10 protein-coding genes and 12 pseudogenes are annotated in these 12,969 nt (G+C 74.1%); 9 read left to right on the plus strand and 13 right to left on the minus strand.

The features are described from left to right. Position 1 precedes the first annotated feature (1 nt). The 5 genes and pseudogenes from UK94_RS65120 to UK94_RS25360 form a co-directional block, all read left to right on the plus strand. A partial coding sequence (locus UK94_RS65120; protein WP_235489856.1) for a hypothetical protein occupies positions 2-157 on the plus strand: 156 nt, incomplete at its 3' end. 1 nt (position 158) lies between these two features. Beyond that, a pseudogene (locus UK94_RS65125) lies at positions 159-1,196 on the plus strand (serine/threonine protein kinase); the annotation flags it as partial. Positions 1,197-1,258: 62 nt separating this feature from the next. Then, positions 1,259-1,589, plus strand: a pseudogene (locus UK94_RS65130) (serine/threonine protein kinase); the annotation flags it as partial. A 1-nt stretch (position 1,590) separates the two neighbouring features. Further along, positions 1,591-2,317 (plus strand): annotated as a pseudogene (locus UK94_RS65135) (serine/threonine protein kinase); the annotation flags it as partial. 140 nt (positions 2,318-2,457) lie between these two features. Next, a complete protein-coding gene (locus tag UK94_RS25360) occupies positions 2,458-2,964 on the plus strand; it encodes a universal stress protein (RefSeq protein WP_231861333.1) in 507 nt (168 codons plus the stop codon). 37 nt (positions 2,965-3,001) lie between these two features. Here UK94_RS25360 and UK94_RS25365 read toward each other — a convergent pair whose 3' ends face one another. From UK94_RS25365 to UK94_RS65145, 4 genes and pseudogenes are all read right to left on the minus strand, one after another. Next, entirely contained in the window at positions 3,002-4,168 is a 1,167-nt protein-coding gene (locus UK94_RS25365; RefSeq protein WP_011606623.1) for a YihY/virulence factor BrkB family protein, read from the minus strand. Between the two features lie 10 nt (positions 4,169-4,178). Further along, positions 4,179-4,913: a LapA family protein gene (locus UK94_RS33075; RefSeq protein ID WP_235489811.1), complete on the minus strand. Its 735-nt coding sequence runs from the start codon at positions 4,911-4,913 to the stop codon at positions 4,179-4,181. A gap of 783 nt (positions 4,914-5,696) precedes the next feature. Beyond that, a pseudogene (locus tag UK94_RS65140) lies at positions 5,697-5,926 on the minus strand (mechanosensitive ion channel family protein); the annotation flags it as partial. A 1-nt stretch (position 5,927) separates the two neighbouring features. After that, positions 5,928-6,334, minus strand: a pseudogene (locus UK94_RS65145) (mechanosensitive ion channel); the annotation flags it as partial. A 638-nt stretch (positions 6,335-6,972) separates the two neighbouring features. Here UK94_RS65145 and UK94_RS75040 point away from each other — a divergent pair. The 4 genes and pseudogenes from UK94_RS75040 to UK94_RS65150 form a co-directional block, all read left to right on the plus strand. Then, positions 6,973-7,015, plus strand: a 43-nt coding sequence (locus UK94_RS75040) for a hypothetical protein (RefSeq protein ID WP_268761619.1), incomplete at its 3' end; no start/stop codon positions are given. A gap of 1 nt (position 7,016) precedes the next feature. Next, positions 7,017-7,833 (plus strand): annotated as a pseudogene (locus UK94_RS25385) (DUF3710 domain-containing protein); the annotation flags it as partial. Positions 7,834-7,996: 163 nt separating this feature from the next. Beyond that, positions 7,997-8,288, plus strand: a 292-nt coding sequence (locus tag UK94_RS25390; RefSeq protein ID WP_235489813.1) for an SsgA family sporulation/cell division regulator, incomplete at its 3' end; no start/stop codon positions are given. Between the two features lie 6 nt (positions 8,289-8,294). Beyond that, positions 8,295-8,434 (plus strand): annotated as a pseudogene (locus UK94_RS65150) (SsgA family sporulation/cell division regulator); the annotation flags it as partial. Positions 8,435-8,485: 51 nt separating this feature from the next. On the opposite strand, the gene UK94_RS25395 reads toward UK94_RS65150, so the two are convergent. The 9 genes and pseudogenes from UK94_RS25395 to UK94_RS65180 form a co-directional block, all read right to left on the minus strand. Continuing rightward, positions 8,486-9,055, minus strand: coding sequence for a GNAT family N-acetyltransferase (locus UK94_RS25395; RefSeq protein ID WP_011606616.1), 570 nt, complete (start codon positions 9,053-9,055; stop codon positions 8,486-8,488). Positions 9,056-9,422: 367 nt separating this feature from the next. After that, positions 9,423-9,916 (minus strand): DUF664 domain-containing protein (locus UK94_RS25405; protein WP_235489815.1); only part of this gene is annotated, 494 nt, incomplete at its 5' end. Between the two features lie 203 nt (positions 9,917-10,119). Continuing rightward, positions 10,120-10,426 (minus strand): ABC transporter permease (locus UK94_RS65155; RefSeq protein WP_235489817.1); only part of this gene is annotated, 307 nt, incomplete at its 5' end. 1 nt (position 10,427) lies between these two features. After that, positions 10,428-10,697: pseudogene (locus UK94_RS65160) on the minus strand (ABC transporter permease); the annotation flags it as partial. A 1-nt stretch (position 10,698) separates the two neighbouring features. After that, a pseudogene (locus tag UK94_RS65165) lies at positions 10,699-10,781 on the minus strand (ABC transporter permease); the annotation flags it as partial. 1 nt (position 10,782) lies between these two features. Next, positions 10,783-10,962 (minus strand): annotated as a pseudogene (locus UK94_RS75045) (ABC transporter permease); the annotation flags it as partial. A gap of 6 nt (positions 10,963-10,968) precedes the next feature. Further along, positions 10,969-11,520: DUF4162 domain-containing protein (locus tag UK94_RS65170; protein WP_235489819.1), on the minus strand; the 552-nt coding region annotated here is incomplete at its 5' end. A gap of 1 nt (position 11,521) precedes the next feature. Next, positions 11,522-12,027: pseudogene (locus UK94_RS65175) on the minus strand (ATP-binding cassette domain-containing protein); the annotation flags it as partial. A 314-nt stretch (positions 12,028-12,341) separates the two neighbouring features. Next, positions 12,342-12,968, minus strand: a pseudogene (locus tag UK94_RS65180) (aldo/keto reductase); the annotation flags it as partial. Position 12,969: the final 1 nt, after the last annotated feature.

A 12,969-nucleotide genomic window follows, 5' to 3' on the forward strand; every position in this document is an offset into this window, starting at 1 on the left:
NATCGCCCGCGCCCTGGACACCGCCACCAGGCTCGATCTCGACCATGGCGGGGACCGCCAGCTCGGCACGCCGGCCTTCATGGCGCCCGAGCAGGCCAAGGGCGAGCAGGTCACCTCGGCGGCGGACGTCTTCGCCTGGGGCGGTGTCCTCATCTACNCCGGGACCGGCCGGTACCCGTTCGGCGGCGGCCCGACGCCCGGGCTGCTGTTTCGCACCGTGAACGAGCCGCCCACGCTCGACGGGTTCGAGGACAGCCTGCGCCCCCTCGTCGAGGATGCGATGCGCAAGGTCGCCGCGGACCGGCCGCGCGCCGAGGAGCTCTACGCCCGGCTGCTCGACCTGCGGGCCGACGCGCCGGTCCCGGTGCCACAGCCGCCGCTGTCGCTGTCCGAGGTGACCGCGCTCATCCGGCCGCTGAACACCACGCCGCGGGGCACCCAGCCGCCCCCCACCCCGGCCGCCGCGGACCCCCTCACCCCCGTCACCCCCATCACCGATCATCAGCCTGTCGGGCCGCCGCCCGAGTTCCCGCCGACGCCTGCACGCGCCGACCTCTCCGGCTCCCTGCCGTCCGCGGACCGGGGCGATCGCAGTGGCCGTTCCGGCCCGCCGGCCGCGACCGGCGGGTCCGGGCCGGTCAGGTCGGCCGGGTCGGCCGGACCGGTCGGGGAGGCGTCCCCGTCGGGCCAGCACTCCGTCTGGCAGCCGGCGGAGCGGTGGCAGACGAGCCTGCCGGAGGTCACCGACGGGCTGGTCACGATCTGGACCGAGGCCGAGCCCCGCGGCGGCGCGGGCGCGCGTCCGTCGGGCCACGCCGTCGGCCAGGCGTCGGGCGGCGTCGCCCGCACCCCCGAACGCGAAGCCGGAATCGCGGCGAGGTCCGGACCCGGGGACGGGTCTGGGCCGAGGGAGAGGCTCGGGACGAGGGTCGAGGCCGGCGTTGGCGACGACGTCGGCTGGGCCGCCGGCGCGCCCTCCGCGTCGGGCGCCGAGACCGCGGCGCCGGCGTCGGCGCGCGGGCGGCGTCGCTCGGGGCGGCCGTGGCTGATCGTGGCGGCGGTCGCGGTCATCGCCATCGCCGCGGGCCTGGTCGTGGTGCTCGTCGGACGCGGTGGGAACGGGTCGGCCGCGTCGAACGTGCCCGACTCGGTCGCCACCCGCGCGATCACGCTTCAGGACGACGACAACGGGCTCGNCCGCCGCCTGGCCCTCGCGGCCTACACCGCGGCGCCGAGCTCGCCGGCCACCCGCAGCGCGATGATCGCCCTGTACGGCACCGACGTACCCCCCACCACCGTCGACACCGGGCCCGGCGCCGTGCTGTCGGCGGCGGCCAGCCCGGACGGAAGCCGGGTCGCCACCGGCGGGACGGACGGCGTCATCACCCTGTGGGAGGTCGCCGAGCGCACCCGGCTCGTCCGGCTCGGCTCGGTGACGAGCACCGGCTGGATCGGCGCGCTGGCCTTCAACGGCGGCGGCGACCTGCTCGCCTCCGGCGGCACCGACGGCGCGGTGCGGCTGTGGAACGTGCACGACCCGGCCCACATCACCCGCTGGTCCGTCGCCAGGCTGCACACCGACGCCGTGCNCACCGTCGCCTTCAGCCCGGACAGCAACACCCTCGCCTCCGCCGGGGCCGACGGCGTCCTCGCGCTGTGGGACGTCACCGACCCTGCCAACCCGACCCAGCGCTCCCGCGCCGACACGTCCACCGGCGGGGTGTACTCCGTCGCGTTCGCACCCGCCGGCCGGACACTGGCACTGGCCGGGGAGGACGGCACGGTGCGGCTGTGGGACATCCGCGACGCGGCCCACCCCACACCGGCCGCGGTCCTGCGCGGACACACCCGCGCCGTGCGTGCCGTGACCTTCGGCGGTGACGGTGGCCTGCTCGTCTCCGGCGGCGTCGACGCCACCGTCCGACTGTGGGACGTGCGCGAACCCGGGCGTCCCGTCCCGCAGGCGGTCGTCGCCGGCCAGCTCGGCGGGGTCTCGAGCGTGGCCCGTGGCGCCGCCCCCGCGCTCGTGGCGTCCGGCGGCGACGACGAGACGGTGCGCCTGTTCGACGTCAGCGACCCCGCCGCGCCGGTCACGCTGACCCAGTGGCACGGTCACACTCGCCCGATCAGCACGGTCACGTTCGTCGCCGGCACCGGCGTCGTGCTGTCCGCCGGGTACGACGGCACGCTGCGGCTGTGGGAGGCCGACCCGGGCCGCCTCGCCCGCACCGCCTGCGCCGACCCGGCGAACCGGATCACACCGGAGGAGTGGACCGACGCGTTCGCGTCGCTGCCCTACCACCAGCCCTGTGCCTGAGGCAGGCCCTGCGCCTGAGGCAACCCTGTGCCTGAGGCACCGGTAGGTGGGGTGGTCCTGCACCTGATGCCGACCACCGGCCTGCGCGCTGCCGGCGCCCGCCGGTGTCCAGACGCGGTCGGGTGCGAAAGACTGCGGGTGTGAGTGCTGAGGTGGGGCCATCGGTGATGCTGGTCGAGGACTTCGGGCCGGCGTGGCAGCCGGGGCGGTTCGAACTCGGCACGGACGGCCCGCGGGCGATCCTCGCCGGGGTGGACGGCTCCCGCACGGCGATGCGGGCGGCGGCGTTCGCGGCGGGTCTCGCCCGGCGGCAGGCGTCCCGGCTCGTCGTCGTGTACGTGGCGTCGCCGTCGGTCTGGGCGGCGCTGTCGCCGGCCCCGGCCGGGGAGGCGGTCCAGCAGGTCATCGACTCGATCGCCGCCGAGGTGCGGTCGTCGATCCAGGAACGCTCCGAGGAGCTCGGCGTGCCGATCCGCTTCCTCGTGCGCGCCGGTGACCCCTTCGACGGGATCAAGCGCAGCGCCGCCGAGGTGCAGGCCGACATGGTCGTCGTCGGCGCGTCCGAAAGCGCCGGGCACCGGCTCATCGGCTCCCTGGCGAGCCGCCTGGTCCGCAGCGGCCTGTGGCCGGTGACCGTCGTCCCTTAGCCCGTCGTCGTCTCGTAGCCGGTCGTTCCGTGCCCTGTCAGTTCCGGGCGACTCGTCGGCGCGGGCGCGGCCAGGCGCGGGTGTCGCGCGGCTCCACGTACGGCTCGACGCCCTCGTCGAGGCCCGCGGCGATCGCCCGCGCCCGGGCGATCTCGGCGTCGAACTCCAGGCCGAGCAGGATCGCCAGGTTCGACAGCCACAGCCACACCAGGAACACGATGACGCCGGCGAGCGTCCCGTAGGTCTTGTTGTACGAGCCGAACGTGGCCACGTAGAAGGCGAACGCGCCCGACGCGACCAGCCAGATCACGACGGCCAGCACGCTGCCCGGCGTCAGCCAGCGAAAGCCGTGCGGGCGCACGTTGGGCGTGCTCCAGTACAACAGCGCGATCACGGCGGTGACGATCAGCACGAGGACCGGCCACTTCGCGAACGACCAGGCGGTGATCGCCTCGTGGCCCAGGCCGATCGCGGTGCCCGCCTGTTCGGCGAGAGCACCGCTGAACACGACGATCACCGAGCTGACCGCGAGCAGCACCACCAGGGTGATCGTGATGAGCAGGCGCAGCGGGGCGATCTTCCAGACGGGCCGGCCCTCCGGCATGTCGTAGACGGCGTTCGCGGCGCGGATGAACGCCGCGATGTACCCCGAGGCGGACCACAGTGCGCCGGCCAGGCCGATGATCGCGACGACCCCGCCGGACCCGGCGCTGTCGCGCAGCCCGTTGACGGCGTTGTGCAGGATGTCGCGCGCGGCGCCGGGAGTGAGCTGCTCGATGTTGTCGAGCAGGCGGTCCGTCGTCGACCTGCCCAGCAGCCCGACCAGCGACACCAGCACGAGCAGCGCGGGGAAGATGGCGAGCACCGCGTAGTAGGTCAGCGCGGCCGCCCGGTCGGGGAGGTCGTCGTCCATGAACTCCCGGACCGTGCGGCGCAGCACCCCGAACCAGGAGCGTCGGGGCAGCTCGGTGACCTGCCCCGGCCCGTCGGCCGCCCGCACGGCCGCCACCGCCTGATCCCGCAGTATCGCCTGGTCCGGCACCATCAGCGTCTGGTCCGGCACCGCCGCCGGCGGCTCGCGTCCGGGGCCGGCATCCGAGGCGGTCCCGGCGGACGAACCGCCGACCTCGCGACCGGCACCGGCGTCCGGGGCCGCCGCGGCACGCTGGCCGGTCGCCCGACCATCCCTCCGGCGCCCTCTCATCGCGGGGCGGTCACCGCGCCGAGCGGTGGAGCAGCTTCCTGGCCGGCCTGCCGGCCGGCGGATCCGTGGGGACCGGTCGATCGGCCGTGCCGGCCACGCTGTTCGGCCCCGCCACACTGTTCGACCCCGCCACGCCGTTCGAGCCAGTCGGGACGGTGGAGCCAGTCGGGACGGTGGAGCCGGGCGCGCTGGTCGAGCGAGCCGGGACGGCCGCGGTGCCGCGCCGGGCCACCTTGCGGAGCTGGATCATGCGGCCGACGCCGGGGATCGCGACGAGAAGCGCGCCGGCGACCGCCGAGAACAGCATCGCGACGGCGAGCGGGATCGACCCGTGCGCCCCCAGGAACGACAGCTTCACGTCGTCCTGGTTCTGCAGGATGAAGATCAGCAGAAGGATGAGGACGAGCGCGAACAGCACCAGCGTCGTCCAGACGCGGCTGGTGCGGGTCACCGGGATGTGCGGGCGCTCGGCGCGCCCGCCCCGCCCCGGACCTCGCCGCCATCCCGCACCCGGCGCGGCCGTCGGCGCGGGCGATGATCCTGGCGCGGTCCGCGGCGAGGTCGACGATCCGGGCGCGCCGGTCGGCGGCGGGTACTGCCCGGGCGCCGTGCCGGCGGGTGCGCCGGGCGGGGGCGTCTGGCCGTACGGGGCGGCGGCGGGCGTGGGCGGTGACGGGTACGCGGCGGTGGGCGGCGGCGCGCCGGTCGGCATCTGGGTGGCGGGAATCGGTGCGGTCGTCGACACCGGTGATCCCGTGGGACCGGTCCCGGCTCGCGGGGCACCGCCCTCGGGCGATGCGGGGGTGGGCGGTGTGGTCATGGTCGGTCTGTACCCAACCGACCGGTCCATATCCCCACTTTCGGGTGGCCATACGTGGTGATTCCGTGGTCTGACGACATGCGGTGGTCTGACGACGTGCGGCGGTCCGACGTCGCGCGGCTACGTCGGTCGGGCTACGGCTGGGGGATGGTTCCCGACGAGCCGAGGCCGGGCGTGGCGGCGGGTGCCGGCGCGGTCGCGCCCGGCGTCGCTGCGGTGCCGTCCGATCGCAGGCCGGAGCCGGTGTCGGCGGTCGCGGTCGGGGAGAGGGGAGTCGACGCAGCGGTGGGGCTCGCCGTGGCCGCCGGATCTTCGGTGGCGGTGGGCGCCGGGGNCGGCGTGGGCGTCACGGTGCCGGTCGGCGTCGGGGTGGTGCGACGCGGCCTGGTCGTACTCGTCGCGGCGCCGTCGTCCGATCCGTCGGTCACGGTCGACTGCGTGGTCTGCGCCAGGCGGCGGTTCTGGACGACGCGCTCGGGGGTCGGGCGAACCAGCAGGTACAGCNCCACGGTCAGCAGGAAGAACACCACCAGGCCGATGGTGGAGCGGCGCATGTGGATCGACTGCAGGAACTGGACCGGCCGCAACGAGGACAGCGAGGTCATGCTCGGCACCGCCTGGTCGGATCGGGGTGGGCCACGCACCCGGCGCGGGTCGTGCGGCCGGCGCGGGTCACCAGGCCGGGGCGGGTCGTGCGGCCGGAGCGGGTCATGAGGAGGTGGGGGCGGCGGTGTCGAGATCGGTGGGGACGATGATGCCCTCCCGCAGCAGGGCGGTGCCGATGCGCGCTCGCAGCGTCCGGCCCACCTCGAACTGCCGGCCGGGCTGGGTGCGGGCCACGACCCTGATCTTGAACTCGTCGAGGTCCATGCTCTCCACGCCCATCACGGTCGGGGCGTCGAGCAGCAGGGCGTGCAGGGTCTCGTCCGCGTACGCCTNGGCGCCGACCCGGTTGAGCAGATCGCTGACGGTGGTGAGGTCCGCGGTCGCGGGAATCGGCACGTCGACGATCGCGCGGGCCCAGTCCCGGGACAGGTTGATCACCTGGACTATCTGACCGTTGGACGTGGTGACGACCTCGCCGCTGGACGTCCGGATCCGGGTGATGCGCAGCGTGACCTCCTCCACCGTGCCGGTGGACCCGGCCGCCGGGCCGCCGGCGACGAGCAGGCGGACCAGGTCACCGAACCCGTACTGGCGCTCGGCGATGATGAAGAACCCGGCGAGGATGTCCTGCACGACCCGCTGGGCGCCGAAGCCGAGGGCGACACCGACGATCGTCGCCGGCGCGACGAAACCCGTCAGGGGCACGCCGAAGCGCTGCAGCACCAGCACCGCCGTCAGGCNGTAGACGATGACCAGCACGGTCCAGGTGACGACCTGGGCGACGGCGTGCCGGTGCTTGGCCGCCTCCGTGCGCACGACCCGGTCGGCGCCGGTCGCGGGTACGTCGATCCGNCTCGTGACGCGGTCACCGAGCCAGGTTGCCAACCGGGTCAGCAGCGCCGCCCCCGTCACCAGCAGCACGACCTCCAGGCCGCTGCCGCGGGCCCAGTGCCCGATGTCGCTCAGCGGGGCGGACGCCGTGATCACGGTCGTGGACGTTCCGACGGCGCTGATCATGCGGCTCGGTGCGGCGGGTGCGGGGCGCCCGGGTGCATCACCCGCGCGTGCGACCGCGGACGGTTCGTCGCCGGCGGCGCCGGCCGGGGCTGTCGAACTCCGCTCACCCGCCCGAACCTACCCTCGGTCTACCCAACGGGTACACACCGGTTCCAGGTCACACTGACGGCTGGCGAATCCTCGTTCGCGTCGACACCGGCCGGGGCATCGGCGATCCTGAACGGGTTGCCAGGTGGAGAGGGCGGTCGCGATGTTCGGAAGGTTCGGNCGCAACCGTCTCGGCGCCGCCGCCGATGACCGATCGGACTATCTCGCGGGCGTCCCCGCCCGGCGCCACGAGCCGCCCCTGGGACCCTACGATCTGGCCGAGGCGCCGAACGACCAGATCCGTCGCCTCGACCTGGNCTCGCTCGTCGTCCCCGTGCCGGCCGGCGTCTCCGTGGACCTACGGATGGATCCGGACACCGGCCGCGGCGTCGCCGTCGAGGTGAGGGCCGGCCGGGCGACGATGACGCTCGCCGCGTACGCCGCGCCGAAGAGCCAGGGCCTGTGGGAGGAGACACGCGCCGAGCTGCGCGCCTCGCCCGCCGAGCGGCTCGCGGGCCTCGCCGGCTGGGCCGATCCGAGGACGTGCGGGCCGGTCCGGGAAACCGTCGGTGACTGCGGTGCGGAGCTTCGGCTCACGGCCGAGACGTCGGCCCGCGCCGAGACGTCGGCCCGCGCCGAGACGTCGGCCCGCGCCAAGACACCGGCCCGCGCCGAGACGCCCCTCGGTGGGGAGGCCTGGCTGGTGCGCGTGCTCGGCTTCGACGGGCCGCGCTGGCTGCTGCGGGCCGTGGTCACGGCGCCGGTCACCGCGTCGACCGGCACCGACGTTCTCGTCGGCACGGTGCTGCGTGGGGTCATCGTGCTGCGCGGTGGGCGGGCGGTCCCGCGCGGCGCGGCCCTGCCGCTGCGCCGGCCCACCGATCGGGACGCCGATCCGCCCGTCGTTCCCGACGCCGTCCGTCGCGGTGCCGGTGCCGGGGGCGTGGACACCCCTGGCCGCGACCGCGACGGCGCCCCCAGCGCTTCCGGCGGCGACACCGACGACGAACTCGACGGCGAGCTCGGTCGGATCCGACCGTCCGGCGCCATCGTCCTGGACACGCGGGGGATCAACCGCGAGGTGATCGGCGCGCCGGTCGGCGGCCTCAGCCGCAACCTCACCACCTGGGGATGACCTGGAGCTCCCTCCCCCGCGCACCTCCAGCGAACGCTCCTGCTGATCGGCCCGTGAGTGTCGGGTTGTTCCGCCTGTACACAGGGGCCCCTCGGGCGGCTGATCCGAAGCGTGGCGGGAGAGATGCTGACACGGTCGGATTTGACCGTGTTGGGAGGCAGCGATGCTCCGTCACAGTTCGACGCCCGCGCATGTCGTGGTGCGCGATCTCTCCGCCGACTTCGTCACGGAGGACGGTGCGCGAGCCTCCGTTGCGGGCACGTTGCGTTACGATCCGGCGGATCCGTTCGCGGTGGAGCTGATCCTGCGCCCCGGCCGGGAGTCCATCACCTGGATCTTCGCGCGCACGCTGCTGGCAGAGGGGACGCAGAGCCCCACCGGCACCGGTGACGTGCGGATCCGGCCGACCAGGTCGGAGGGGCGCGCGGTCGTCACCGTCACCCTGTCCAGTCCGTNCGGGNACGCCGACCTCGAACTGCCCCGCTCGATCGTCACCCGGTTCCTCGCGGAGATCGAGGAGAAGGTGCCGGCGGGCCGGGAGAGCGAGGGCATCGACTGGAACGCGGAGCTGCGCACCCTGCTGCGCACCCGCAATCCCTGACGGCCCGAGGCGCCCGCGCCTGCCGGTGGGAGTGCCTGGCGGGCCGGCCGCTCAGGCGGGCGTCCCGGCCGGCCTCCCGAGAAAGATCATTTCGATGCCGCCGTCGATGGCCCGTCCGGTCTCCTGGTAGCCGTGGCGGGTGTAGAGGCGGATGTTGTCGACGCTGCGAGCGCCCGTGAACAGCTCGAAACGGGCGGCGGTGGCGTGGTGGAGCTCGATCTCGGTGAGCAGCCGGCTGGCGAGCCCCCGGCGGCGCAGCCGCGGATGGGTGACGAGCCGGCCGACCCGGCAGGTGTCTCCGTCGAGCCGCCCGCGCACCGCCGCCACCACCTCCCAGCCGCACCGCGCGACGAGGACGGTCGCCGCGTCGCCACGCCGCCCGTCACCGCCTGCGGCGAGGATGGCGCGCAGCTCGGCGACGGTCTCCGTCAGCGGCGCGATGGAGTGGTCGCCATACAGCTCGGCCTCGGACTGGTAGCAGAGATACTGCAGTTTGACGATCTGATCCGCGTCCCCGTCCCGTGCCGTCGTGAGGATGATCTCGTCCTGCGGCGGTGGAGCGGGAAACGCCGCGGCTACGGAGGACGGGCCGGGAGCAGGCCGTGATCCGGCGTCGGGCATGACCGAGATTCTTGCATCCGGTCCCGTGCGCGTCCGGCTGTTGGTCGTCGGTNGCGGCCAGTGGCGGCCGGGGCTGGGGTGTCCNTGGAGGAGTCAGGAGGTGTCGGGGGCGCCCTCGGTCGGTTGCCAGACGGGGATCTCGGGCGGGTCGACGACCCCGGCGTCCCGCATGAGGATGTCGATCGCGGGCGGGTCGAGGAAGAACTGGTGGAAGGCCTCGGTGGGCCGCCAGACGTCGAGCACGATGAGCTGACCGTCGCCNGCAACGAAACAATGGGGCACGACGCCTACCTTTTGCCGACTGTGCGATGGGTTCCCGACCGGGGTGACGAAACGTCCGGTCGGCCTGCGGCCCGTCCCGGCGCCGTCACGACTGCCGTCGCTCGATGATGCCCCGCAGAAACGCCGCTTGGCCGACATGCTGGAGGTCGTCTGAAACGACGCTGATCAGGCGGACCCCAAGGGTGACAGGCGGCTCCCACCGTTCGTCCACCACGCGGTCGAAGTCACCGTCGGTGATCTTGGCGAGGTAGCGGACGGTCTGGTCGTGGACGGCCTCGTGGTAGTCGACGAGCAGCGCCGGGTCGGCCACGCGGACGGCGTCGACCTCCTCCGTCGTGTGCCCGTAGCCGATCGACGCGGCCGGCAGCGACAGCGCGAACCGGTCCGCGAAGCCCCCCGCGGTCCAGACCTGCTCGAGCCCGGCGACGTCGGCCACGTGGTCGTCCTGAACGCGGGTCAGGTGCCACACCAGCCAGCCGACGGAGTTGGACGTCCCGTCGACGCGGATGGCGAGCTGCTGCGCGTCGAGTCCGGCGACGGCGTCGCGCACCTCGTCCCGGATCCGCCCGAAGGCGTCGGNTAGAAGATCGGAACCGTTCATCGCGCAGGCTCCCTCACGTGGTGGATGCGACGCCGGCGGCGCTGGTCTCGATCTTAGTGAGGACGGGTCGCCCGGGCGCGCCGCCGATGCTCGCGGGCCGGGCCGGGCCGGGCTGGCGCCGGGGTGGCCGAGGCGGCCGGGGTGGTCGGATGCGGCCACGCGGTCGCGGTGCGCGTGCCGGTCAGACCCGCCGCCTGAACGCGGTCACCGCCAGCGGCGCGAACACCGCGGCCAGGCCCGCGGCCCACAGCAGCGCGTGCCATGTCGGGGTCCAGACCGGGCCCGAGACGAGCAGGCCGCGGGTGGCGTCGGCGAGCGCGGTGACCGGATTGACCTTGACGAACGCCTGCAGCCAGCCGGGCATGGTCGACGTCTGGACGAAGGCGTTGCTGACGAACGTCAACGGGAAGATCAGCGTGAAGCCGAAGACCATCACCTTCTCCGGTTCGGAGACGAGCATCCCGACGAGCACGGAGATCCACGAGGCGNCCAGCGCGAACAGCACCACCAGGCCGACCGCGGCCAGCGCCTGCAGCGGCCCGGTCTGGACCCGGAAGCCGAGGATGTAGCCGAGGCCGAGCAGCATCGCGATGGCCCAGAGCTGCTTGGTCATGTCGGCGAGGATCCGCCCGGCCAGCGGCGCGCTGCGGGCGATCGGCAGCGAGCGCAGCCGGTCGAACACCCCCTTGGTGAGGTCGGTGTTCAGCCCGGTGCCGGTGTTGAGCGTCGTGAACAGGGTGTTCTGGACGATGATGCCGGNCAGCGCGAACGTCAGGTAGTCGCCGGTCGAGCCGGAGATCGCCCCGCCGAACACGTAGGTGAACAGCAACAGGAACATCAGCGNCTGGACGCTGAAGTCGAGCAGCTCCATCGGGTTGTGCCTGACCTGCACGAGGGTGCGCCAGGCCAGCGTGGCGGTGTGGCGAAGCGCGTCGAGCGGGGTGACCCGCGCGGATCCGAGCGGCTGCGTTCCCCGGGTCGTCCCCGGGGTCTGGCTCGGCAGGGCTGTGGTGAGGGCGGTCACGGCGGGTCAGCTCCTTGTCGCCGCGGGAATCCGCGCGGCCGGGTCGTCGACGGCCGGCTCGCCGGCGTTCACGTCGGTGGAGGAGGTCGGCTCGGCGGGGGTCGGGCCGTCCGTGGCCGGATGGCCGGTCAGCGCGAGGAACACCTCGTCCAGGCTGGAGCTGCGCAGGGTGATCTCCCCGACGGTGACGCCGGCGTCGTCGAGGCGGCGCACGAGCGCCGGCAGCACGGCCGGGTCGGTGACGCGGACGCTGACGAGGCCGGCGGCGATGTCCGGCGCCACCCCGACCAGCTCGGCCACCGTCGCCGCCACCAGCGGCGTGTCGGCGCCGTCCACGGGGCGGACCGCCAGGGTCTGCGCGCCGGTCTGCTTCTTCAACGCCTCCGGCGAGCCGTGGGCGATGATCCGCCCGTGGTCGACGACCGCGATGTCGTCGGCGAGCTGGTCGGCCTCCTCCAGGTACTGCGTCGTGAGCAGCACCGTGACGCCGTGGCCGCCGACCAGGTCGCGCACCACGTCCCACATCTCGTTGCGGCTGCGCGGGTCCAGACCGGTGGTNGGTTCGTCGAGGAACAGCAGCCGCGGGCGGCCGACCAGGCTCGCGGCGAGGTCGAGGCGCCGGCGCATGCCACCGGAGTACGTCCGCGCCGACCGGTCCGCGGACTCGGTGAGCCGGAAGTCCGCGAGCAGCTCGCCCGCCCGGGCCTTCGCGGTGGACCGGGACAACCCGAGCAGTCGGCCGATCATCACCAGGTTCTCGCGGCCGGTGAGCATCTCGTCCACCGAGGCGTACTGCCCGGTGAGCCCGACGAGCTGGCGGACCCGGTGACTGTCGTGGCGGACGTCGTAGCCGCCGACCAGCGCCCGCCCGGCATCCGGCCGGATCAGGGTCGCCAGGACCCGCACCGCTGTCGTCTTACCGGCGCCGTTGGGTCCGAGCAGGCCGAAGACCGTGCCGGCCGGCACGGTCAGGTCGACGCCCGCGAGCGCCGTCGTGGCGCCGTAGCGCTTGACCAGCCCCTCGGCGACGATCGCGGGGGTGCGGTGTTCGTGTGTGACCGTCATGCCGATGAGCTTGCCGGCCACCACTGACAGTTTGGCGAGGCGCCGGTGACGCGCCGGGCGTGGCGCGGCCGCCGCGCTGACAGCCCGCTGACAGCCCGCTGACACGGCCTCCCCGGCCCCGCCGCGCCGGGAGCGGCCCCCGTTCGGGTCGGAGTTCGCCTTCCTTGCCGTTCCAGAGGGTTCAGCGCCCGATTCGTCCCTCTGGAACGGCAAGCAGTGCGGGCATGCCAACGAGGTGGGTCAGCCGGCGCGGCGGCGGGACGCGGGGCGCAGCGAGGGGTTGCCGCTGTAGTGCTCGATGCCGGCGATGTCGNTGCCCGGCGGGACGACCTTGTCGATCGCGTCGAGCGTGGTCGCGTCGAGGGTGACGTCGGCGCCGGCGAGCACGTCGTCGAGCTGCGCCTGCGTCTTCGGCCCGATGATCGTCGACGTCACCGCCGGGTGGCTGTCCACGAACGCCAGCGCCAGGTGGGTCAGGGAGATCCCGGCCTGCTCGGCGACGGTGGCGAGCCCCTCCACCGCGTCGTAGCGGGCGGGCGTGCTCGGGTCCTCGTCCAGCCCGGCACCGCCGCGGCGGCGGGCGAACACCCCCTCCGACCCGAAGCGCGAGCCCGACGGGATCTCGGCATCGCGGCGGTACTTGCCGGTCAGCCAGCCGCCGGCCAGCGGGCTCCACGGGATGACGCCCACGTCGTGGCGCAGCGTCGCGGGCAGCACCGCCTCCTCGATCGACCGGGCGAAGATCGAGTACTGCGGCTGCTCGCAGACGAACCGCTCGCTGTTGCGGCGGCGCGCGGCCCACTGCGCCTCGACGATCCAGTCGGCCGGGTACGACGACGAACCCAGGTAACGGACCTTGCCCTGGCGGACGAGGTCGGTCAGGGCGCCGAGGGTCTCCTCCAGGTCGACGTCCCAGTCGTGCCGGTGGACCTGGTAGAGGTN

Origin of the sequence: Frankia sp. AvcI1, assembly GCF_001420875.1 — a bacterium.
Lineage (GTDB): Bacteria > Actinomycetota > Actinomycetes > Frankiales > Frankiaceae > Frankia > Frankia alni.

What these genes read in the sequence shown, in the direction of transcription:
- UK94_RS25365 (WP_011606623.1), bottom strand. Translation starts at nt 4,168, where the DNA reads ATGAGAGGGCGCCGGAGGGATGGTCGGGCGACCGGCCAGCGTGCCGCG.
- UK94_RS25395 (WP_011606616.1), bottom strand. Translation starts at nt 9,055, where the DNA reads ATGCCCGACGCCGGATCACGGCCTGCTCCCGGCCCGTCCTCCGTAGCC.